Raw genomic sequence first — 20,738 nt, 5'->3', positions numbered from 1 at the left:
TCGGGATCGCCTTCCGCATCTTCTGGCTGAAGGCGCCGCGCATCCTGTATGTGGCGCTGTACATCGCCCTGGGCTGGGCGGCGATGCTGTACATCGTCGATCTGGTCAACGCCAACGTCGCCATGATGGTGCTCGTCGTCGTCGGCGGCGTCTCCTACACCGTGGGGGCCGTGTTCTATGCGCTCAAGCGCCCCAACCCGGTGCCGGGCGTGTTCGGCTTCCACGAGATCTTCCACTCGTGCACGGTGATCGCGTTCCTGTGCCACTGGACCGCGATCCTGCTCATTGTGCTGAATCCGGTGACGGGCTAGCCTCCGCCGCGGCTTCCGCCTCGAGCCGTTCGCGGGCCTCGACGCGGTAGCGCAGGCGTCGCATCCGGCGCACCATGTCCATCAGCAGCAGGATCACGGCGACGATGAAAATGAAGGTCACGACGAAGCCGATGACGCCCGGGGTGACGGCGTTCTCATCCACCTCGGAGACGGCGGCCGGAACGCCGGTCGCCGCAAAAAAAGTCCAGAACACGTCGTGCCTTCCCGAAACCGAATAGCCTGAGACCAGCTTATGACGACCGACCTGGATGCCCGATACGGCCGCACGCCCCAGCGCGCCCGACGCCGCCGCCTGATCGCGATCGCGGCGGGGATCGGCACGGCGCTCGTCCTCGGCGCCTGGGTCGTCTGGGCGGGGCTGTTTGCGCCCGAGGCGACGCTCGAGAGCCGCGACCTCGGCTTCGAGCTCTCGAGCGACGACCTCGTCGTGGTGCGCTTCGAGGTGTCGGTGGCTCCGGGCGCGACGGTGCGCTGCGCCGTCGAAGCGCAGAACGAGCAGCACGCGGTGGTGGGCTGGAAGATCATCGAACTGCCCGCCTCGGACACGTACACGCGAACCTTCGAGGAGCACGTCGTCACGTCCGAGCCGGCGGTCGTCGGCTTGATCTCCGAGTGCCGCCTGACCTAGTCTGAATCAACTCTCACACCTTGACCCAGACCGGCCACTGGCCGGTCTCGTTTGTTGAGGGAGAGTCTTTGTCCATTCGCGCACCAGGAGCATCCGCATGAGCGACACCGCAGCAACCACATGGCTGACGCAGGAGTCTTTCGACCGCCTCTCCGCCGAACTCGAGGAGCTCAGCGGGCCGGGTCGCGCCGAGATCGCCAAGAAGATCGAAGCCGCGCGCGAAGAGGGCGACCTCAAGGAAAACGGCGGCTACCACGCGGCCAAGGATGAGCAGGGCAAGATCGAGGCGCGCATCCGCCAGCTCACCCTGCTGCTGCGCACCGCGACGGTCGGCGAGCCGCCGGAGTCGACCGGCGTCGTCGAGACCGGAACCGTCGTGACGGCGAAGATCTTCGGCGAGGAGTCGAAGTTCCTCCTCGGCAGCCGCGAGATCGCCGCCGACCAGGACGACCTCGAGGTGTACCCCTCGTCGAGCCCGCTCGGTGCCGCGATCATGGGCCTCAAGGTGGGTGACTCGACGAGCTACACCGCGCCGAACGGCAAAGAGATCAGCGTCGAGGTCGTCGCGGTCGAGACCTACCGCGGCTGACATCCCTCTCGCGCTCGCGCGAGAATCGTGCTTGGCTCAGCGCATGGCACGAATGTTCTTTCCGAACCTCGCGGTCCGAGATCTGACCGCGGCAATCGCGTTCTACTCCGCGCTCGGTTTCGAGAACCACGCCGGCTTCACCGACGAGAGCGCCGCCGCGATGGTCGTGAGCGACGAGGTCGTCATCATGTTGCTCTCCCCCGCGTTCGCCGCGGAGAACGGCATGGCCCCGCCGTCGGGCACGGCCGCCACCTCCCACGCCCTGCAGGTGGAGTCGCGCGCCGAGGTGGATGCCTTCATGACGCGCGCGCTCTCCGCGGGAGCGTCGCCGCTCGGGGAGCCGCAGGAGCTCGGCTTCATGTACGCGCGCGGCATGACCGACCCCGACGGCCACATCTGGCACGCCCACTGGATGGACCCTGCCGCGCTGCCCTAGGCGTCGAGGCGCGGCTCGTAGCCGGCGGCGCGCAGGTGATCGAGCACGAGTTCGGCGTGCTCCGCGCCCCGCGTCTCCATGTGGATCTCGATCTGAACCTCGCTGATCTGCAGCCCGGAGCCGTGGCGCGTGTGCAGCACCTCGACAACGTTGGCGTTGGCGTCGGCGATGATCTCGGCGATGCGCGCGAGCTGTCCCGGGCGATCCGGCAGCGGGATGTTGACCTTGAGGTACCGGGCCGAGGCGGCGAGACCGCGGCTGATCACGCGCTCCATGACCATCGGGTCGATGTTCGCACCGCTCAACACGATCACGGTGGGGCCCTCCACCTGGATCTTGTCCGAGAGCACGGCCGCCACCCCGACCGCACCCGCGGGTTCGACGACGAGCTTCGCCCGTTCCAGCAGCATGACAAGGGCCTTGGCGGTCTCGTCATCTTCGACCGTGACGACGCCGTCGACGGCTCGACGGATGATCTCGAAGTTCAGGGCACCGGGACGCGCGACCGCGATGCCGTCGGCGATCGTCGGGGCCGTCGCGACGGCGATGATCTCGCCGGCCTCCAGCGATACCGGGTAGGGCGCGGCGTTGGCGGCCTGCACGCCCACGACCCGAACCTGGCGGCCCAGGGTGGGCGCGAGCTGGGCGAACGCGGAGGCGATGCCCGAGGCAAGCCCTCCGCCGCCGATCGGCACGATGACGTTGGCGACGTCGGGCAGCTGATCGAGGATCTCGAGCGCGATGGTCCCCTGGCCGGCCACCACATCCGGGTGGTCGAAGGGCGGAATCAGCACCGCGCCGGTGCGCTCGGCGAACTCGGCTGCCGCGTGCAACGTCTCGTCGACGACGTGCCCGTGCAAGACGACGTCGGCGCCGTAGCCACGGGTCGCCTGCAGCTTCGGCAGCGCGACACCGATCGGCATGAAGATCGTGGCGTGGATCCCCAACTCGCGCGCGGCGAGCGCGACGCCCTGCGCGTGGTTTCCGGCCGACGCCGCCACCACACCCCGGGCCCGCTCCTCCTCGCTCAACCGGGCGAGCCGGTTGTAGGCGCCGCGAATCTTGTAGGAGCCGGTCTTCTGCAGGCTCTCGGCCTTGAACCAGGTGGGGCTGCCGAGGAGTCCGGAGAGGTAGCTGGAGTGCTCGAGCGGAGTGACGCTCACGACGTGGGCGACGCGCTCGCGCGCCGCGCGGATGTCGTCGAGGCTCGGGCCGGGCAGCGGCTCGGTCGCGAGTTCGGGGGTGAGCTGATCGGTCATGCGTCGGGCTCCGTTGCGGGCTGTTGCGCGACCGCCGCCGACCGAGGCCGACGCGTTCGCGGTGGGGTCTCGGAAGGCGGGAACAGGTCGCTGGCACTGGGGTTCGGGTTGGTGCGCCAGTCGCCGCGGGCCAGGTAGCCGATCATGACGTTGGCGACCGCGACCACCGGGACCGCGAACAGGGCACCGGCGATTCCCGCGAGGAAACCACCCGTCGCCACCGCGAGCACGACCGGCAAGGGATGCACCTTGACCGCCGTCCCGATCAGGAAGGGCTGCAAGACGTTGCCTTCGAGCTGCTGCACGCCGATGACGATTCCGAGCATGATGACGGCCGGAATCGGGCCAAGGTAGACGAGGGCGATGAAGACCGCGAGGGCTCCCGAGAGCACCGCACCGACGATCGGGATGAACGACCCCAGGAACACCGCGATCGCGATCGGAATGACCAGCGGGAATCCGCCGAGGAACAGCCCCAGGATCCAGGCGCCCAGGCCGATGCCGATGGCGTCGATCGCCGCCACGAGGATCTGAACCTTGATGAAGGAGGTGAGGGTGACCCAGCCGGCCTCGCCCGCACCCGAAACCGCGACGCGCGCCGGCCGCGGGAAGAGCCGAACGATCCACGCCCAGATCGCTCGACCGTCGATCAGGATGAACAGCGTCGCGAACAGCGCGATGAGCGCCCCCGCGAGGATTTCGCCCACGTCACCGCCGAGGCCGAGCGCGACGCCGACGATCGTGCCGATGTCGTCTTGGATGGTGGCGACCGCGTCGTCGATGAAGCCCGTGATGTCCGCTTCGGAGAGCCCGAGGGGCGAGTCGACCAGGAACTGCTCAAACTCGACGAACTTGGCAATCGTCTGCTCCTGCAACGACGGGAAGCCGGCCCGCACCTGCCAGACGACGATCGTCACCAGGCCCGCGACGACGGCGATGATCCCGACCTCGCTCACGGCGACGGCCAACCACTTCGGCCACCGGCGGCTCTGAAGGAAGTTGGAGAACGGCACGAGCAGCGCCGCGAGCAGCAGAGCCACCATGATCGGGATGACGATCAGCCGCAACTGGATCACCAAAAAAATGACCAGCGCCGCGACCGCGGCAACGACCAGGATGCGCCATGACCAGGCCGCGGCCGTGCGCATACCGGGACTCACCGCTTCGTCGCCGACACGGGATGTGGCCGCGGGCTTCGGGTTCTTCGGCGAATTCGTGGGCACCGGCCCAGTCTAGGACGCGGGCACCGAGGCGGGCGCGTCATCACCCCGCACGCGACTGGCGCTGACCGGGCCGCCACGAAAGCCAACCTGGACGGCCTCGCCCGTGCTTCGACGGTCGCCGACGTCGTGCTGCACCGTCAGCACCAGGCCGTCCTCGAGCCTCACGGCGGTGCGACGGACCGAGCCGAGAAAGCTCGACGTCACGACCGTGCCGGGAAGCCCCGCGGCGTCGAAGACAAGATCTTCGGGCCGCACGAGCGCGAGAACGAGTCCATCCGGCTGCGGCGCGCCGAGCAATTCGAACCGCGCCCCGTACGCGTGCACGACGCCTCCGCGCACCTCCCCCGGAACCCGGTTGCTCAGCCCGACGAAGTCCGCCACGAACGCCGACTGGGGCCGTGCATACAACTCCTCCGGGGTGCCGATCTGCTCGATGCGTCCGTGGCTCATCACGGCGACCCGGTCGGCGACAGCGAGCGCTTCCTCCTGGTCGTGGGTGACGAACAGGGTCGTGATGCCCAGCTCCGTCTGGATGCGACGGATCTGATCGCGCAGGCTCACCCGCACCTTCGCGTCGAGCGCGGAGAGCGGCTCGTCGAGCAGGAGCACTCGGGGACGCGTCACCAGCGCGCGCGCGAGCGCGACGCGTTGCTGCTGCCCGCCCGACAGTTGATGCGCGTAGCGATCTTCCCGCCCCTGCAACCCGACAAGCGTCAACGACTCCAGCGCTCGCTGACGCCGTTCGACGCGGGCGACCTTGCGCATCCGGAGACCATATTCGACGTTCTGCAGCGCGGTCATGTGCGGGAAGAGCGAATACGCCTGGAAGACCATCCCCATATCGCGACGGTTCGTCGGCTCCGCCTGGATGTCCTGCCCGTTCACCAGAATGCGACCGGAGGTCACCCCCTCGAGCCCGGCGAGCGCGCGCAAGGCCGTCGTCTTTCCGCACCCAGACGGTCCCAGCAGCGCGACGAACTCGCCCGGCTGCAGCGCCAGCGAAAAGCGGTCAAGCGCACGAGTCGCGCCGTAATCCTTGACCACATCGACGAGCTCGACGGTGGTCGGTTCGGCACGCAGTTCGGGCGCAACCGCCGGAACGGACATGCTGTCGGTGCTGACGGTGGTCATGGGTTTCTCCGGATCTGTCGGGCGGATGCGCGACCGAGGATGAACAGCAGGGCGAAGCCGAAGGCGAGCGACAGCAACGCAAAGATCACGGCCGTGAACGGATCCGCCTTCGACACCAGCAGCAAGGCGGTCTGCAGGTTGGGTCGGTTCAACAGCGAGGCGATGGTGAACTCACCCAGAACCACCGCGATCGTGATGAACGCGGCGGCGAGCAGGCCGCGACGCAGATTCGGGATCACGACGCTCCAGATCGCCACGACCCAGTTCGCGCCGAGCGAGCGCGCGGCCTCGGTGAGCGTCACCAGATCGATCGCCGCCAGGTTGGACTGAATCGCCCGGTAGGCGAACGGCAGCACGATGATCCCGTAGGCGAAGGCGAGCGTCCAGACGCCGCTTCCGAACATGCGGGCCATGACCGAGAACACCGGAGCCAGCCCCACCACCAGCACGATCGCGGGGATGGTGATCGGGATCAGGCAGACGAACTCGAGCGCGCGGCGGAGCTTCGGGAACCGCAACTGCACGAGCACCATCGTCGGAACGAGCAGGGTGAACGAGATCACGATCGTCAAGGCGGCGAGCAGCAGCGAGTTTCCCACGCCCGCCCACAACGGGCGGCTGTAGCTCGCATCGAGTTCCCCCGAGAACACCCGCACCCAATGATCCAGGTTGTACCCGCCCTCGAGTCCGCCGCGCAGCGTGAACTCGATCATGCCGAGGATCGGGATCGCGAACACCAGCCCGATCGTCGCCAGCAGCACGAACTGGGTTGTTCGGGACGGGCGGATCGAGACGCCGCCGGGCTTCGCGCTCATCGCTGCCACCGCGTGGCTCGACGCTCCAGGACGGCGTACAGCGACATCACGACGACCATCACCACGATCATTCCGAGCGCCAGCGCACCCGCGAGGTTCGCACGCCCCAGCACCGTCTCGCTGGTGAGTGCGGCGCGAATCTGCAAGGGCACGATCTGCGAGCCCTGGCTGATCAGCGCCGCGGCCGTCGCATAGGACGAGAACGCGTTCGCGAACAGCAACAGCAGCGAGCCGATGAAGGACGGCGCGAGCACCGGGAACCCGATCCGGAGCCAGTAGGTGCCCCTCGACCCCCCGAGCGTGGCATTGGCCTCCGCCCACTGCGGGCGTAGCGCCTCCAGCGCGGGCAGGAAGACGATGATCATGAGCGGCACCTGAAAGTAGATGTAGGGCAGGATGAGCCCGGGCGTCTCGTACAGCCACACGCCGTCGCCGTAGATGTCGACACCGAACTGCTCGCGCAGCGTCACCGTGAGCAGGCTCGAGGCACCCATCGTCGCGATGAAGGCGAAGGCGAGCATGATGCCGCCGAATTGGGCCAACACGCTGCTGGCCGAGTCGACCATCGTGCGCAGCAGCCCCGTGGGGTTCGCGCCGATCAAGGCGTAGGACGTGACGGCTCCGAGCGCGGCGCCGATCACCGCGGTCACCGCCGAAACCCAGATGGTGTTGCCGAAGACCTGAACGATCACGGGGTCGAACAGCGCCTCGACGTTCGACAGGGTGAGGGCCCCATCCGCGTCGAAGAACCCCGTCCCCAACGCGATCACGGTCGGCAGCACGAGAAACAGCAGAATGTACGCCGAGAAGGGGAGCAGCCCCCAGGCCGCTCCCCTCCCCTGCCGAGAACTACTGGACAGCGGCTGCCCACATCTCGCCGAGAAGCACGCCCGCAGCCTCGCTCTGCGCTGCGGTCGGCACCACGGTCGTCTCCGGCGTCTCCGGAAGTGCATTCCAGAGGGCCTCATCGATCGTGCCGGCGGCGGCCATCGCGTCCGCGCGCACGGGGCGCGCTCCGCCCTTCAGCCACATGTTCTGCGCCTCATCGCTGTAGAGGAACTCCTGCCACAGGCGAGCAGCCGCCGGGTGCGGTGCATCGACGTTGATCGCCTGGTTGTAGTAGCCCGCGTAGCCGGTTCCCGGGAGCACGACGATCTCCCAGTAGCGCTGGCCCTCGAGAGAGTTCTTGGCGCTGAGCTGCAGGTAGTCCCAGTCGAAGGTCACCGAGACCTCGCCCGACGCGATCGCGGGGTTGGTGACGTCGATCTTCAGGAAGTTGCCGGCGGCGTTCAGCTCGGAGAAGAAGTCGATGCCCGCCTGGAAGTCGTCGAGCGTCCCACCGTTCTGCACCGTCGCGAGACCGACCGCCGCGAAGGCGGCACCCGCCTGCGTCGGGTCGCCATTGATGGCGACCTTGCCGCGGTACTCGTCGCCGAGCAGATCCTCGAGCGAGGTCGGAGCCGGAACCGCATCCGGGTCGTAGCCGATCGCCATGTACCCGCCGTAGTCGCCCACCCACAGGCCGTTGGCTTCCTTGAGCGCGTCGGGGATGTCGTCCCAGGTCTGCACCTTGTACGGCGCGAACTGGTCGGTGTTGGCGAGCGTCACCGCGAGCCCCATGTCGAAGACGTCGGGAGCGGTGTCCTGGCCGGCGAGGTCCTGAGCTGCCTTGATCTCCTCGGCGCTCGAGGCATCCGGTGACGCCTCGTTGATCGTGATCTCCGGGTACTTGGCGGCGAACGCATCCAGGATCTCACCGTAGTTCGCCCAGTCGCGCGGAAGCGCGATCACGTTGAGCTGACCCTCGGCCTTGGCCGCGGCCTCCAGCTCGGCGAACGAGCCGAAGTCGGCGACGCTGGTCGCGGTCGCGGCGACGCTGTCGCTGGCCTCCGCGGTGCCGGAACAACCGGCAAGACCGAGCGAGAGCGCGGCAACGGCGCTGACACCGATCAGAGTGTGCTTGCGAAACACGTTTCCTCCGTAGTCGTGGCGCCGAGCGCTCGACCGAACGACGAGCTGCTGTCCTCGGCGACAGGGGGAACGCTACGAGCCGAACTCAACAGCGCGGTCGCGCGCAGGTGAACGATCGGGGTCAGCTCGATGTCCGGTGCGCTCAGTAGGGTCGACTCGTGCCGGACTCCCTCTCTCTCGCCGCCGCGCGTCGCATCGCGCTCGCGGCACAGGGCTTCGGCACCCCGCGGCCGGCCGCGGCCGGCACGCGCCAGCTGAACCTGCTGCTGGATCGGCTGGGCATCCTGCAGATCGACTCCGTCAACGTGCTGGAGCGCAGCCACTACCTGCCGGTGTTCGCACGGCTCGGTGGCTACGACAAGGCCCTGCTCGATCGGATCACCCTGGCGCCGAAGGCTCGATACCTCGAGTACTGGGCGCACGTCGCCGCCTTCGTGCCCGCCGTCGACTGGCCGCTCTGGCGCTGGCGGATGGACGAGTTGCGCGAGAAGTACACGCGCAAGCCCGACGCCTGGGCCAACACCCACCACGACATGCTCACCTGGGTGCGCGCCGAGCTCGCCGCGAACGGGCCGATGGCCGCGAGCGCGATGGAGCACGACGCGAACGTGCGTCGGGGGCCGTGGTGGGGCTGGAGCGACGTGAAGGAGGCGCTCGAGCAGCTGTTCATGTTCGGCGAGGTCGCCACCGCGGGCCGCCGCGGTTTCGAGCGCGTGTACGCGCTGCCCGAGCAAGTGGTGGCGCCCGAGGTGCTCGAGACCTGGGTCTCGCGCGAGGATGCCCAGCGCGAACTCGTCGCGCGCGCCGCCCGCGCCCACGGCATCGGCACCGTCAAGGACCTCGCTGACTACTACCGGCTGTCGATCGCCGACACGAGCCGCGCCCTGCACGAGCTCGAGGAGGCGGGCACGGTGTCGCGGGTGGCGGTCGAGGGGTGGGGTCGGCCCGCGTTCCTGCATCGGGAGGCGCGCATCCCCCGCCGCATCGAGGCGACCGCCCTGCTCTCGCCCTTCGACCCCGTCGTCTGGGAGCGCGATCGTGCGCTGCGGCTGTTCGATTTCCACTACCGCATCGAGATCTACACGCCGGCGGCGAAGCGCGTGTACGGCTACTACACGCTGCCGGTGCTGGTCGATGATCGGCTCGTCGGGCGCATCGACCTCAAGAACGACCGGCAGGCGCGCGTGCTACGCGTGCAGTCCGCGTGGCGCGAGCCGCATGCCCCCGTCGGCATCGAGGAGCGGATCGCTCCGGAGCTTCGCGCGATGGCCGCGTGGCAGGGCTGCGAGTCCATCGTCGTGGTCGATCGCGGCGATCTCGCGCGCGATCTCGCGGGGGCGCTGGGGGTCGCCACCGTGTCGACCGACGAGCGGTTCGACTGACGCGGCGCGCTAAAACTTGGTCGCGTTGTTGCGCAGCCGCGCCACCCGGTCGGGAATCGGGGGGTGCGTGGCGAACATCTTGGCGAAGAAGCCCGGCTTGTTCGGGTCGCTGATCCACAGGTGCGACATGCTCGTGTTGGTCTTCTGCACCGGGCGGCCGTACTCCTGCAGCTTGAGCAGCGCGCTCGCGAGCGCCTCGGGGTGACGGGTCGTCAGGGCGCCGGTCGCATCCGCGAGGTATTCGCGCTGGCGCGAGACGGCCGCCTGCACCGAGGCCGCGACGAGCGGGGCGAGGATCGCTGCGGCGAGACCGACGACGATCAGGATGATGCCGCCACCGTTGTTGTTGTTGTTGCGGCCGCGCCCGCCGAAAAACACCATGCGCAGCAGGATGTCCGCGATGAGACCGATCGCGATCACCAGGCCGAACACGATCAGCGAGACGCGGATGTCGTAGTTCTTGACGTGCCCCATCTCGTGCGCCATGACGCCCTCGAGTTCGGGATCGGTCATGATGTCGAGCAGCCCGGTGGTCGCGGCGACCACCGCGTGCTCCGGGTCGCGACCGGTCGCGAACGCATTCGGGGCCGGGTCGTTGATGATGTAGACCTTCGGCATCGGCATGCCCTCGGTGATCGCCAGGTTCTCGACGATCCGATAGAGCCGCGGGTTGTCGCGCTTCTCGATCTGCTGGGCACCGGCCATCGCGAGCGTCTCACGCGTCGCCATGTAGTACTGGAAGATCGCGTAGACGATCGCGATCGACACCGCGATGATCGCGATCGACCAGTCCCCCACGTACCAGGCCGCGATCGTCGCCAGCGCCCCGATGATCACAATGAACAGCAGGATGATGAAGACGGTGTTGCGCTTATTCCGCGCGATCGCGCTATACATCAGGCCATCCTTTGTGACGGAGCGGTCCCGAGGCGCGCGCCAACCGCGCTACCCGATCCGCTCAAAATATGTGTGCGTCGCGCACGACTCGATCGACTCACGGCACGTGCGATTCGTGCGGTGCTCGATCTGGTCAAGACCTAGAACTGGACGCGCGGCGGCTCGGCGATCGCCGACGGCTCGTCGACCTCGAAGAAGTCGCGCTCGGTGAAACCGAGGCCCCGCACGAACAGCGTGTTCGGGAAGATCTTGATCTTGGTGTTGAGCTCGCGCACGCCACCGTTGTAGAACCGGCGCGAGGCCTGGATCTTGTCTTCGGTGTCGACGAGCTCCCCCTGCAGCTGCAGGAAGTTCTGGTTGGCCTGCAGCTGCGGGTACGCCTCGGCGACCGCGAACAGGCTCTTCAGCGCCGACTGGAAGTGGTTCTCCGCGACGCCCGCCTCCGCCGGCGTGGAGGCGTTGACCGTCTCCGAACGGGCCTTCGTCACGTTCTCGAAGACCTGCTTCTCGTGCGCGGCGTAGCCCTTGACCGCCTCGATGAGGTTCGGGATCAGGTCGGCGCGGCGCTTGAGCTGCACCGTGATGTCGCTCCACGCCTCGTCCACGCGCACGTTGAGGCGCACGAGGCCGTTGTAGGTCGACCAGAGGTAGATGCCCACGATGACCGCGAGCAGGACGATGACACCAACCACGAGGAGAAGTTCCATGCCTCAAATATAGGGGGCATTTCTTGCGGTTTCCTATGGAGGCCCGCCCTGCTCCGCGGTGATCGGCGCCGCCGAACGTGCACGGTCGCGCCGAACGTGCACGGTCGCGCCGGCCGCGCCGGCCGGGCCGTCCCGGAATCGGTGCTCCTGCTGGGGATTCGGTGCTCCCGCTGGGACTCGAACCCAGACTGTGCCGATTTTAAGTCGGCTGCCTCTGCCGATTGGGCTACGGGAGCGCTCCGCTCACGTTACCGTCCCGGCCTGCCGTCGCTCCCGCCTGCCTCCGCCGCGCCCCCGGCCTCCGCCGCGCCCCCGGGCGTCCCACCGGTGTCCCTCCGTTGACGAAATGCAGGATGCGCGAGACGGGTCGGCCGAAGTTACGGGCAGGAGTTGCGCATCCGCCGCCGTTTTTCCTGCATTTCGTGAATCGCGGCGGGGACGACGGGCGGCAGGTGGCGCGGCAAGGCCCGACGGGCGGCGGGTCGGCGACGGCGAGGGCGAGGCAGGCGAACGCGGACCGCAGCTCCGCCCCGCGTCCCTCCGGCGACGAAATGCAGGATGCGCGAGACGGGATGGCCGAAGTTACGGGCGGGAGTTGCGCGTCCGCCGCCGTTTTTCCTGCATTTCGTAAATGGCAGCGGGGACGACGGGCGGCGGGGGGCGGCGGCGGCGGGGACGGGGACGGGGACGGGGACGACGATGCCCCGCCGGAGCGAACTCGGGCGGGGCATCGAGCAGGCGGCACGGACGCCGACCGTGCAGGTCGAGCAGGCGGCGCGGACGCCGACCGTGCAGGTCGAGCGATTAGGCTTTGGGGCGCGAGGCGAAGGTCTCGAAAGCCTCGCGCGGGGTGTCGCGCGCCGGGATGCCGACGAGGTCGCGGCGGAACAGGAAGTTGACGATCCAGTTGCTGAAGACGCGCGCCTTGCGCTCCCACATCGGCATCGCGAAGCCGTGGTAGCCACGGTGCATCAGCCAGGCGAAGAAGCCCTTGAACGACAGGCCGCCCTTCTGGAACACGCCGATGTAGAGGCCGAGACCGGCAACTGCACCGAGGTTCTTGTGGAAGTACTCGCGCGGGTTCTCGCCGCGGATGTCGGCCACCAAGTTCTTGGCCAGCAACTTGGCCTGGCGCACGGCGTGCTGCGCGTTAGGAACGCAGGATCCGTCCGGCAGCGGGCTTCCGCCCGAGATGTCCGGCACGGCGGCCGCGTCGCCGCAGCCCCACGCGTCGGCGACGATCTCGCCCTCGGCATCCACGACCCGGAGGTCGGCCTTGACGGTCACGCGCCCACGCGGCTCGAGCGGCAGGTCGGTGTTGCGCAGCATCGGGCTTGCCATGACGCCCGCGGTCCAGACGATGAGGTCGGACTCGAAGCTCTCGCCGGTGGACAGCTCGATCTTGCCGTCGACGGCGCTCGCGAGCTGCGTGTCGAGGTGGATCTCGGCGTCGCGCTGCGCGAGGTTCTTGATGACCCACTGGCTGGTCTTGAGCGAGACCTCGGGCATGATGCGGCCCATCGCCTCGATGAGGTGGAAGTGCACGTCATCGGTGGTGAGCTGCGGGTACTGGCCGATGAGCGCACTCGCGAAGCTGCGCAGCTCACCGAAGACCTCGATGCCCGCGAAGCCGCCGCCGACCACGACGAAGGTGAGCAGGCGGTCGCGCTCGGGCCCGGCCGGCAGGTTGGCGGCCTTGGCGAAGTTGTCGGTGACGCGGTCGCGGATCGCGGTCGCCTCTTCGATCGTCTTGAGGCCGATCGCCTGGTCCGCCACCCCGGGAATCGGGAAGGTGCGCGAGACCGCGCCGGCCGTCACGACGATCGTGTCGTAGCTCTCGGTCCACGGCTCGCCGACCTCGGGCGTGATCGTGGCGGTCTTGGTGGCGTGGTCGATGCCCGTCACCGAGGCGGTGAGGACGCGCGTCTTCGGCAGGTGACGACGGTGACCGACGACCGCGTGGCGCGGCTCGATCGACCCGGCCGCGACCTCGGGAAGGAAGGGCTGGTAGGTCATGTAGGGAAGCGGGTCGACCATCGTGACCTCGGCCTCGCCACGGGCGAGGTACTTCTCGAGCTTCTTCGCGGTGTACAGACCGGCGTAGCCGCCACCGACGATGAGAATCTTGCGCACTGGGGGGTCTCCTTGTTGGAAAAGTCGGTCCCAATCTAGTCGCTCGCGCGGGCCCGCCTGAAATGCAGGACGAACCCCCACGCGAAGCCACCCGCGATGTAGGCGAGGATGCCGATGACAAGCCACGGCAGAACGGTCAGTTGCCACCACCCGGGCGACACCCAGACGGGCGCGGCCTCGTCGACGGCGGTCTCGCCAGGCGGCGCGGCCGCACGGTCGCCCGGGAACACGGTCGCCGTCTCGACGTGGCGGTGGAGCCCGATCCACTCGCGCAGATCACCGAGCGGATTCGTCTCCACGAGCGCGACGTCGCCGCTCACCGCGGCGGCCGCATCCACGACGCCGTGGCCGTAGCTGACGTCGGGACCGGCGGGACCCTCATCGCGCGCGGTCGCGAGCACGCGCTCGATCACGTTCGCCGCGTCGAGGTCCGGATGCGCCGCCCGCACGAGCGCCACGATCCCGGCCACGATCGGCGTCGCGCCGCTGGTGCCCTGCCAGGAGACATACCCACCGCTCGGGGTGACCCCGACGAGCGACTCACTCGGAGCCGCGACGCCGATTGTGATGCCCTGCGAACTGGCGTCGACGCTCGCGAGCCCCGCGCGGGTCAGGCCCGCGACGGTGAGCACACCCGGGATCGTCGCCGGCGCGCCGACGCGCTCGGTGCCGCTGCCGCGGTTGCCGGCCGCGGCGACGATGACGACGTCGTGGTCGGCGGCGTAGAGGAAGGCGTCGTCCCAGGTTTCGGGCCAGTCGAGCGTGTTGCGGGTGAGCGACATGTTGATGACGGTCGCGCCGTGATCGACCGCCCAGATGACGGCGTCCGCCACCTGATCGTCGGATCCGGCGCCGAAGGAGATGGAGATGGCGAGCAGATCGGCCTCGGGCGCGGCACCGATGACCCCGCTCGTGGCGCCCGTCCCCCGACCGGCGGCGAGCGAGGCGACCATCGTGCCGTGCCCGGAGCTCTCGCCGACCGGCGTGCGCCCGTCGCTCGAACCCGCCGACGAGAAGTCGGTTCCGCCGACGACGGCCGCGTCGAGTTCGGCGGTGCCGCGTGCGATCCCGGTGTCGATGATCGCGATGGTCTGCCCCGCCCCGCGCGTCGACTGCCAGGCGGTCCGGATGCCCAGGTCATCGAGCCAGTACTGTGCGTCGCGCACCGCGTCGGTCGCGATCTCGCTCGACTGCGGCGCCGCGACGGCGGCACTCGGCGTCAGGGCGACGACCAGCGCCACCAGCAGCAGTGCGGCGCGGCGCACGAGCCTAGGAGGCCGCGACGGCGCGCCCGGGCTCGTCGCACTCGCAGCGCTCGGGACTCCACGTCGCCCGCGCGAGCGCCCGATCGCCGACCGGGTTGATGCCCGGGCCCGCCGCGAGGGCGTGGCCGGCGAGGGCGTGCAGGCATTTCACCCGCGTGGGCATGCCGCCCGCGGAGAAGCCGGAGACCTCGTCGACGACGAGGATCGACTCGCGATCGGCGAGGTAGGACTCGTGGGCCGCCGCGTAGGCCGCCGCCAGGTCGGCATCCGCCTCGAGTTCGGCCGAGAGTTCTGCCATCACGCCGGTCGCTTCGAGGGTCGAGATCGCGGCGGTCGCCGCCGGATGCGTCAGGTAGTAGAGCGTGGGGAACGGCGTGCCGTCGTCGAGCCGCGGCTGGGTGGCGACGACGGTCGGGTTGCCGCAGACGCAGCGCGCCGCGATGCCGATGACTCCGCGTGCGGGTCGACCGATCTGGGCGGTCACGGTGGCGACCTCGGCCTCGGTGGGGGCCTCGAATGGCGGGCGGGTCATCCGTCTGTCCTTTGTCGGGGGCTGTCGAGGTTTCCCGACTCGTCCAATTCGCTCGGCGTGAGCTCGGTGAGCCCCGCCTCGAAGACCGAGCCGAGCAGCGCGCGGAGCCAGTCGACTCGAGTCGTCTGGATCTGGTCGCTGATCGGCAGTTCGTCACTCGAGGTCGGGATGCCGTCATCGCCGATGACGAGGTAGCTGCGGTCGCCGGGGAACACGTAGTACAGCCGGTCTCGGGCCTGAGCTTCGATGTAGGCCGGGTCGTCCCAGCGCGCGATCTCGGCCTCCAGCTGATCGACGTCGGCCTGCGCCTCACGAACCGCTGCTTCCAGGCGGGCGATCTCTTGGCGCTGTTCGACGAAGTTCTTGAGGCTCGGCGCGAGCACCACGAGTGCCCCGACGACGAGCGCCAGGACGCCGAGCGCGAAGCCGGAGGGTCGGAACTCGCGAAGCCACGCCGTCGAGCGCGACTCCTCGGGGAGCGCAACGGGAATGCGCCGGCCCCGAGGAGTTCGCGTCGACCTGGTCATGACTCCAGGGTAGGCGGGCTAGGCCTGGGCGCGCGGGAAGGCGCCGCGACCGGCGAAGGTGGCGGCCTCGCCGAGCTCCTCCTCGATGCGCAGCAGCTGGTTGTACTTCGCGACGCGGTCGGAGCGGGCCGGGGCACCGGTCTTGATCTGGCCGGCGTCGGTCGCCACGGCGAGGTCGGCGATCGTGGTGTCTTCGGTCTCGCCCGAGCGGTGCGAGATGATCGCGGTGAACCCGGCGCGCTGCGCCATCGTGACGGCGTCGAGCGTCTCGGTGAGCGTGCCGATCTGGTTGACCTTCACCAGGATCGAGTTGGCGGCCTTCTTGGTGATGCCGTCCGCGAGCCGGGTCGGGTTGGTGACGAAGAGGTCGTCGCCGACGATCTGCACCTTGTCGCCGAGTTCGGCGGTGAAGTCGATGTAGCCCTGCCAGTCGTCTTCCGCGAGCGGGTCTTCGATGGTGATGAGCGGGTAGTTCGCGACGAGGTCGGCGAAGTACGAGGTCATCTCGGCGGCGCTGCGCGCGCTGCCCTCGAACTGGTAGGCGCCGTCGTGGAAGAACTCGGTCGAGGCGACGTCGAGGCCGACCGCGATGTCCTTGCCGGGGGTGAAGCCGGCCTTCTCGATGGCCTCCATGAGGAAGTCGAGCGCGGCGCGGTTGCTGGCGAGCTCGGGCGCGAAGCCGCCCTCGTCGCCGAGACCGGTCGCGAGGCCCTTGGCCTTCAACAGGCCCTTGAGGCCGTGGTAGGTCTCGACGCCCCAGCGCAGCGACTCGGAGAAGCTTTCGGCGCCGAGCGGCACCAGGAAGAACTCCTGGATGTCGACGTTGGTGTCGGCGTGTGATCCGCCGTTGATGACGTTGAGCAGCGGCACGGGAAGCGTGTGCGCGTTGGGGCCGCCCAGGTAGCGGAACAGCGGCAGGTCGGAGGAGTCGGCGGCGGCCTTGGCGACCGCGAGCGAGACGCCGAGGATGGCGTTGGCGCCGAGCTTCGACTTGTTGTCGGTGCCGTCGGCGGCCTTCAGCTCGGCGTCGATGAGGCGCTGGTCGGCGGCGTCGAAGCCTTCGATGGCCGGGCCGAGCACGTCGAGCACGGCGTCGACGGCCTTCTGGACGCCCTTGCCGAGGTAGCGGTTCTTGTCGCCGTCGCGCAGTTCGTAGGCCTCGAACGCACCGGTGGAGGCGCCGGAGGGAACGGCGGCACGCGAGACGGTGCCGTCTTCGAGCAGAACCTCGACCTCGACGGTCGGGTTGCCTCGGGAGTCGAGAATTTCGCGGGCGCCGACGGCCTCGATTGCAGACACGGGGTTCTCCTTGCGTGGTGGGTGGGGGTTCCAGCGATTCCGGGGCTGGTCCGTCTGGAATCCTAGCCGCCTCGCCGGAACGCCGGGTCAGGGCAGGGCGCGCTGGAACCGCGCGAGCAGCTCCGAGAACCGATTCAGGTCGTCGATCTCCCAGTCGTCGAGCAGGCTTTCGTAGTTGCGGCGCACATCCGCTCGGATGCGGTCGAACTGTTCGATCGCCGTCGCCGTGGCCACGAGCAGCGTCGCGCGGCCGTCCTCGGGGTCGGGCGTCTGCTCGAGGAGTCCCGCCTCGCGCAGTTGGCCGACGCTCCGGCTGACGAAGGCCTTGTCGAGGTCGAAGGCCGCCGCGAGGTCACCCGCGCGCACCGGGCCGTGGTGACGCACGTAGCGCAAGAGCCCGAACGCGACCATCGACAGGGGCGGGTCGAAGCGCCGGGCCAGTTCGCGGTTCCACCCCTTGACGGTGCGGAACAGGTCGGAAACGGCCGTTTCGATCTCGGTCGTGGCGCGCTCGCGCGCCTCGTCCGCCGCCGCCCCGTTCTGCATGGTCACCATTGTGCCGCGTCGTCCGCTCAGTCCCGGGCGTCGGGGCGGGAGTCGCTCTGCGGCCCGCGCTCGTCGTCGTCGAGCACGGGCGCGCCACCGCCGACATCGGTTGCCACTTCGATGAGCAGTTCGGCCGGGGTGTCGGCGAGGATCTCGTCGCGCGTCGCCGCCTCGGCAGCGGTGTCCTGCTCGGCGCGCTGCTGGATGCCGTTCTTCGTGCCCAGCGCGATGTTGGGAAGCAGCGCGACGAGCACGATCGTGAGCACGCCGAGCGGCACGGCGATCAGGAAGATCTCGCCGATGGCCAGGCCGTAGGCCTGCTCGATGACGAGTCGCACCGGTTCGGGCAGGGTGGCCAGGTCGGGGATGGAGCCCGAGCCGAGCGCGGAGGCGTCGCCGGCCGGGATGCCGAGGGCGATGAGCCCCGCTTCAACCTCGTCGCGCACGCGCGCGGCGAGGACGGCGCCGAGCGCCGCGACCCCGGCCGCGCCGCCGAGGGTGCGGAAGAAGGCGACCCCGGCGCTCGCGGCGCCGATCTCGCGGACATCCACGGTGTTCTGCACGACGAGCACGAGGTTCTGCATGAGCATGCCGATTCCGAGCCCGAGCACGGCCATGTAGGTGAACATCAGCCCGAAGGGGGTGTCGTAGCGCAGCGTCGACATGAGCGCCATCCCGATGGTCAGCAGGCTGGCGCCGGTGACCATCCAGCGCTTCCACGCGCCGGTGCGACTGATGACCGCACCCGCGACGGTCGAGGCGATGAGCATTCCGGCGACCTGCGGCAGCGTGAAGATGCCCGACTCGGTCGGTGTCATGCCGCGCGAGAGCTGCAGGTACTGGCTGAGGAACACGGAGGTGCCGAACATGCCGACCCCGACCGCGAGGCTCGCCATCGTGGTCAGGGTGAAGGTGCGGTTTCGGAACAGCGAGAGCGGGATGATCGGCTCCTCGACCTTGAGTTCGACGAGCACCGCCAGCCCGAGCAGCACGATCGAGCCGCCGAGCATCAGCCACGAGGCGAGCGAGTTCCAGTCGAATTGGGTGCCGCCGAGGGTCACCCAGATGAGCAGCAACGACACGCCGCCCGCGATGAGCGCCGCCCCGAGGACGTCGATCTTGACCCGGCTCGAGTGCTTGGGCAGGTGCAGGGTGCGCTGGATGAGCACGATGGCGACGATCGCGATCGGCACCGCGACGTAGAAGTTCCAGCGCCAGCCGATGGTGTCGGTGATAACACCGCCGAGCAGCGGTCCGCCCGCGATGCCGAGGGCCATGATGCCGCCAAGGATGCCCATGTAGCGTCCGCGTTCGCGCGGGCTCACGATGTCGGAGAAGATCACTTGCACGAGCGCCATCAGGCCGCCCGCCCCGATGCCCTGCACGGCCCGGAACGCGATCAGCACGCCCGGTTCTTGGGCGAACCCGGAGGCGACCGAGGCGAGCACGAAGATGCCGAGCGCGAGTTGCACGAGCAGTTTGCGGTCGAGCATGTCGGCGAGCTTGCCCCAGATGGGCGTGCTCACGGTCGTGGCGAGCAGGGTCGCGGTGACGATCCAGGTGAAGGTCGCCTGATCGCCGCCGAGGTCGGTGACGATGACCGGCAGCGAGGTCGACACGACCGTCGTGGAGAGGATCGCCACGAGCATGCCGGCCAGCAGGCCCGAGATGGCCTCGAGAACTTCACGGCGCGACATGTCGGCGGATGCGCTCGTGCGCGGGGCTGAACTCACAAAGACTCCTGGCGTTAGTTGACAACGGTCAACCATACGCCTGAGTTGACAAAAGTCAACTATCCGAGTGGGCGCAGCTCCAACTCGTCGACCGACGCCGTCGCCGCCGACACGAAGGCGAAGTGCGTGAAGCCCTCCGACTCGAGCGACTCGAGCAGCACCTTGACGTTCTTCGTGCGCGTCGCCAGACGCACGCGCCCGGCCCGCTCCAGCATCCCCGCCTTGAGCGACAGCAGTCGGTCGAGCGGAACGTCGGCGTCGTGCACGAGCGCGACCGCATCCACCTCGGTCTGATCGTCGAGCGTCACGAGGTCGACGAGGCGCTCGAACCCGAGCGAGAAGCCCGTCGCCGGCACCTCGGTGCCGAGGAACCGCCCGATCATGCCGTCGTAGCGACCGCCACCGCCGAGCGAGTACGTGACGCTCGGGTGGGCGAGCTCGAAGATCGGGCCCGTGTAGTATCCCATGCCGCGCACCAGGAACGGGTCGAACTGCAGCGCGGATGCCTCCCCGCGCGCCGCCACCACCGCGGCTCCCAGCTCCTCCAGTTGCGTGATCACCGCAGGATCCGCGCCCTCGGGCAGCGCCGCCGTGATCGTTTCGGCACCGAACGCCGCCGCACCGGGGTCCTGCGGGCGGCGCAGGAAAGCCTCGAACGCGTCGACCGCGTGCCCCGCGACCTCGCGCTCCCGCAACTCGGCAATGACGCCCTCCGGCCCCAGCTTGTCGAGCTTGTCGATCGTGATGAGCACCGAGTCGTGCGTCGCCTCGGGGAAGCCGAAGCTTTCGAGCATGCCGATCAGCAGGCGCCGGTCGTTGACACGGATCGTGCCGCCGCGAAGCCCGAGCGCGTCGAGAGTGTCGAGGGTGGCCAGCAGCAGTTCGGCCTCGGCGCGGATCGTCGGCTCGCCGATGATGTCGATGTCGCACTGCACGAACTGGCGGTAGCGCCCCTTCTGCGGGCGCTCCGCGCGCCAGACCGGCGCGATCTGAATCGAGCGGAACACGCTGGGAAGCTCGGCGCGGTGGGAGGCGTAGAACCGCGCGAGCGGAACCGTCAGATCGAAGCGCAGACCGAGATCCACCAGGTCGAGCGTGGACTCGGCGACGTGCAGTTCTTCGACGGTAAGGCCGCGCTTCAGCACACCGAAGGCGAGCTTCTCGTTGTCTCCGCCGAGGCCGGCGTTCAGGCGCGAGCTGTCTTCGACGACGGGTGTCTCGATCTCGTCGAAGCCGTGGTGCCGGTAGCGCTCACGGATGACGGCGAGCACGCGTTCGCGCTGCGCTTTGTCGGCGGGAAGGAAGTCCCGCATGCCGCGGGGAGGATTGACGG

The 20,738-nt window shown here is 69.0% G+C and carries 22 protein-coding genes and 1 tRNA gene; 5 read left to right on the top strand and 18 right to left on the bottom strand.

The features are described from left to right. Positions 1-311, top strand: a 311-nt coding sequence (locus tag QZ258_RS09635; protein WP_294181006.1) for a hemolysin III family protein, incomplete at its 5' end; no start/stop codon positions are given. Here the strand turns inward: QZ258_RS09635 and QZ258_RS09630 are convergent. After that, positions 283-525, bottom strand: a complete 243-nt coding sequence (locus tag QZ258_RS09630) for a hypothetical protein (RefSeq protein WP_294181004.1) — start codon at positions 523-525, stop codon at positions 283-285. The two genes, QZ258_RS09635 and QZ258_RS09630, sit on opposite strands and share 29 nt — an antisense overlap. 39 nt (positions 526-564) lie before the next feature. Here QZ258_RS09630 and QZ258_RS09625 point away from each other — a divergent pair, with 39 nt between their 5' ends. From QZ258_RS09625 to QZ258_RS09615, 3 genes are all read left to right on the top strand, one after another. Next, positions 565-960, top strand: a complete 396-nt coding sequence (locus QZ258_RS09625) for a DUF4307 domain-containing protein (RefSeq protein ID WP_294181000.1) — start codon at positions 565-567, stop codon at positions 958-960. A 97-nt stretch (positions 961-1,057) separates the two neighbouring features. Then, positions 1,058-1,549 carry a transcription elongation factor GreA gene (gene greA / locus QZ258_RS09620; protein ID WP_294180998.1) on the top strand — a complete coding sequence of 164 codons (492 nt, stop codon included), beginning with the start codon at positions 1,058-1,060 and terminating at the stop codon, positions 1,547-1,549. Between the two features lie 43 nt (positions 1,550-1,592). Continuing rightward, positions 1,593-1,985, top strand: a complete 393-nt coding sequence (locus QZ258_RS09615; RefSeq protein ID WP_294180997.1) for a VOC family protein — start codon at positions 1,593-1,595, stop codon at positions 1,983-1,985. Here the strand turns inward: QZ258_RS09615 and ilvA are convergent. Genes ilvA through QZ258_RS09585 form a run of 6 tightly spaced genes read right to left on the bottom strand, consistent with a single transcriptional unit; the run spans position 1,982 to position 8,384 of the window. Next, positions 1,982-3,244: a threonine ammonia-lyase gene (ilvA, locus tag QZ258_RS09610; protein WP_294180995.1), complete on the bottom strand. Its 1,263-nt coding sequence runs from the start codon at positions 3,242-3,244 to the stop codon at positions 1,982-1,984. The genes QZ258_RS09615 and ilvA overlap by 4 nt on opposite strands. Then, on the bottom strand, positions 3,241-4,467 hold the full coding sequence (locus QZ258_RS09605; protein WP_294180994.1) for an AI-2E family transporter: 1,227 nt from the start codon (positions 4,465-4,467) through the stop codon (positions 3,241-3,243). Before QZ258_RS09605 ends, ilvA begins: the two co-directional genes overlap by 4 nt. Before the next feature lie 9 nt (positions 4,468-4,476). Next, complete coding sequence (locus QZ258_RS09600; protein ID WP_294181016.1) at positions 4,477-5,574, bottom strand: ABC transporter ATP-binding protein; 1,098 nt, start codon at positions 5,572-5,574, stop codon at positions 4,477-4,479. 20 nt (positions 5,575-5,594) lie between these two features. Next, the gene (locus QZ258_RS09595) at positions 5,595-6,413 is read right to left on the bottom strand and encodes an ABC transporter permease (protein ID WP_294180993.1); all 819 of its coding nucleotides are present in this window, start codon (positions 6,411-6,413) and stop codon (positions 5,595-5,597) included. After that, a complete protein-coding gene (locus tag QZ258_RS09590; protein ID WP_294181014.1) occupies positions 6,410-7,273 on the bottom strand; it encodes an ABC transporter permease subunit in 864 nt (287 codons plus the stop codon). The genes QZ258_RS09595 and QZ258_RS09590 overlap by 4 nt, the downstream gene beginning before the upstream one ends. Continuing rightward, positions 7,263-8,384 (bottom strand): ABC transporter substrate-binding protein, encoded by a 1,122-nt coding sequence (locus QZ258_RS09585; RefSeq protein ID WP_294180992.1) that lies wholly within the window; start codon positions 8,382-8,384, stop codon positions 7,263-7,265. Before QZ258_RS09585 ends, QZ258_RS09590 begins: the two co-directional genes overlap by 11 nt. A 158-nt stretch (positions 8,385-8,542) precedes the next feature. On the opposite strand from QZ258_RS09585, the gene QZ258_RS09580 reads away from it, so the two are divergent. Then, positions 8,543-9,766 carry a winged helix-turn-helix domain-containing protein gene (locus QZ258_RS09580; protein WP_294180991.1) on the top strand — a complete coding sequence of 408 codons (1,224 nt, stop codon included), beginning with the start codon at positions 8,543-8,545 and terminating at the stop codon, positions 9,764-9,766. A gap of 9 nt (positions 9,767-9,775) precedes the next feature. Here the strand turns inward: QZ258_RS09580 and QZ258_RS09575 are convergent, their stop codons facing one another. The 11 genes from QZ258_RS09575 to QZ258_RS09525 all read right to left on the bottom strand — a co-directional run bounded on the left by QZ258_RS09575 (position 9,776) and on the right by QZ258_RS09525 (position 20,718). Continuing rightward, positions 9,776-10,663 carry a M48 family metallopeptidase gene (locus QZ258_RS09575; protein ID WP_294180990.1) on the bottom strand — a complete coding sequence of 296 codons (888 nt, stop codon included), beginning with the start codon at positions 10,661-10,663 and terminating at the stop codon, positions 9,776-9,778. Positions 10,664-10,803: 140 nt separating this feature from the next. After that, positions 10,804-11,370, bottom strand: a complete 567-nt coding sequence (locus QZ258_RS09570) for a LemA family protein (RefSeq protein ID WP_294180989.1) — start codon at positions 11,368-11,370, stop codon at positions 10,804-10,806. A gap of 162 nt (positions 11,371-11,532) precedes the next feature. Continuing rightward, positions 11,533-11,606: transfer RNA gene (locus QZ258_RS09565), tRNA-Leu, on the bottom strand. A 568-nt stretch (positions 11,607-12,174) separates the two neighbouring features. Beyond that, on the bottom strand, positions 12,175-13,503 hold the full coding sequence (locus QZ258_RS09560; protein ID WP_294180988.1) for an NAD(P)/FAD-dependent oxidoreductase: 1,329 nt from the start codon (positions 13,501-13,503) through the stop codon (positions 12,175-12,177). A gap of 35 nt (positions 13,504-13,538) precedes the next feature. Beyond that, positions 13,539-14,726 carry a S8 family serine peptidase gene (locus QZ258_RS09555; RefSeq protein WP_294181012.1) on the bottom strand — a complete coding sequence of 396 codons (1,188 nt, stop codon included), beginning with the start codon at positions 14,724-14,726 and terminating at the stop codon, positions 13,539-13,541. Between the two features lie 46 nt (positions 14,727-14,772). After that, on the bottom strand, positions 14,773-15,300 hold the full coding sequence (locus QZ258_RS09550; RefSeq protein WP_294180987.1) for a DUF501 domain-containing protein: 528 nt from the start codon (positions 15,298-15,300) through the stop codon (positions 14,773-14,775). Beyond that, positions 15,297-15,827, bottom strand: coding sequence for a septum formation initiator family protein (locus QZ258_RS09545; RefSeq protein WP_294180986.1), 531 nt, complete (start codon positions 15,825-15,827; stop codon positions 15,297-15,299). The genes QZ258_RS09550 and QZ258_RS09545 overlap by 4 nt, the downstream gene beginning before the upstream one ends. A gap of 18 nt (positions 15,828-15,845) precedes the next feature. Continuing rightward, positions 15,846-17,126 (bottom strand): phosphopyruvate hydratase, encoded by a 1,281-nt coding sequence (eno, locus tag QZ258_RS09540; RefSeq protein WP_294180985.1) that lies wholly within the window; start codon positions 17,124-17,126, stop codon positions 15,846-15,848. An 87-nt stretch (positions 17,127-17,213) separates the two neighbouring features. After that, the gene (locus QZ258_RS09535; RefSeq protein WP_294180984.1) at positions 17,214-17,681 is read right to left on the bottom strand and encodes a MarR family winged helix-turn-helix transcriptional regulator; all 468 of its coding nucleotides are present in this window, start codon (positions 17,679-17,681) and stop codon (positions 17,214-17,216) included. Positions 17,682-17,698: 17 nt separating this feature from the next. After that, the gene (locus tag QZ258_RS09530) at positions 17,699-19,405 is read right to left on the bottom strand and encodes an MDR family MFS transporter (protein ID WP_294180983.1); all 1,707 of its coding nucleotides are present in this window, start codon (positions 19,403-19,405) and stop codon (positions 17,699-17,701) included. Between the two features lie 59 nt (positions 19,406-19,464). Then, the gene (locus tag QZ258_RS09525; RefSeq protein ID WP_294181010.1) at positions 19,465-20,718 is read right to left on the bottom strand and encodes a HisS family protein; all 1,254 of its coding nucleotides are present in this window, start codon (positions 20,716-20,718) and stop codon (positions 19,465-19,467) included. Between the last annotated feature and the right edge of the window lie 20 nt (positions 20,719-20,738).

This window comes from uncultured Schumannella sp., from assembly GCF_905479755.1.
GTDB lineage: Bacteria > Actinomycetota > Actinomycetes > Actinomycetales > Microbacteriaceae > DCRR01.
The sequence above is the reverse complement of the archived record's forward strand: the minus strand, read 5'-3'. Positions and strand labels throughout refer to the sequence as shown.

What these genes read in the sequence shown, in the direction of transcription:
- QZ258_RS09570 (WP_294180989.1), bottom strand. Translation starts at nt 11,370, where the DNA reads ATGGAACTTCTCCTCGTGGTTGGTGTCATCGTCCTGCTCGCGGTCATC.
- greA (WP_294180998.1), top strand. Translation starts at nt 1,058, where the DNA reads ATGAGCGACACCGCAGCAACCACATGGCTGACGCAGGAGTCTTTCGAC.
- QZ258_RS09575 (WP_294180990.1), bottom strand. Translation starts at nt 10,663, where the DNA reads ATGTATAGCGCGATCGCGCGGAATAAGCGCAACACCGTCTTCATCATC.
- QZ258_RS09625 (WP_294181000.1), top strand. Translation starts at nt 565, where the DNA reads ATGACGACCGACCTGGATGCCCGATACGGCCGCACGCCCCAGCGCGCC.
- QZ258_RS09600 (WP_294181016.1), bottom strand. Translation starts at nt 5,574, where the DNA reads ATGTCCGTTCCGGCGGTTGCGCCCGAACTGCGTGCCGAACCGACCACC.
- QZ258_RS09545 (WP_294180986.1), bottom strand. Translation starts at nt 15,827, where the DNA reads ATGACCAGGTCGACGCGAACTCCTCGGGGCCGGCGCATTCCCGTTGCG.
- QZ258_RS09550 (WP_294180987.1), bottom strand. Translation starts at nt 15,300, where the DNA reads ATGACCCGCCCGCCATTCGAGGCCCCCACCGAGGCCGAGGTCGCCACC.
- QZ258_RS09615 (WP_294180997.1), top strand. Translation starts at nt 1,593, where the DNA reads ATGGCACGAATGTTCTTTCCGAACCTCGCGGTCCGAGATCTGACCGCG.
- QZ258_RS09595 (WP_294180993.1), bottom strand. Translation starts at nt 6,413, where the DNA reads ATGAGCGCGAAGCCCGGCGGCGTCTCGATCCGCCCGTCCCGAACAACC.
- QZ258_RS09525 (WP_294181010.1), bottom strand. Translation starts at nt 20,718, where the DNA reads ATGCGGGACTTCCTTCCCGCCGACAAAGCGCAGCGCGAACGCGTGCTC.
- QZ258_RS09535 (WP_294180984.1), bottom strand. Translation starts at nt 17,681, where the DNA reads ATGGTGACCATGCAGAACGGGGCGGCGGCGGACGAGGCGCGCGAGCGC.
- ilvA (WP_294180995.1), bottom strand. Translation starts at nt 3,244, where the DNA reads ATGACCGATCAGCTCACCCCCGAACTCGCGACCGAGCCGCTGCCCGGC.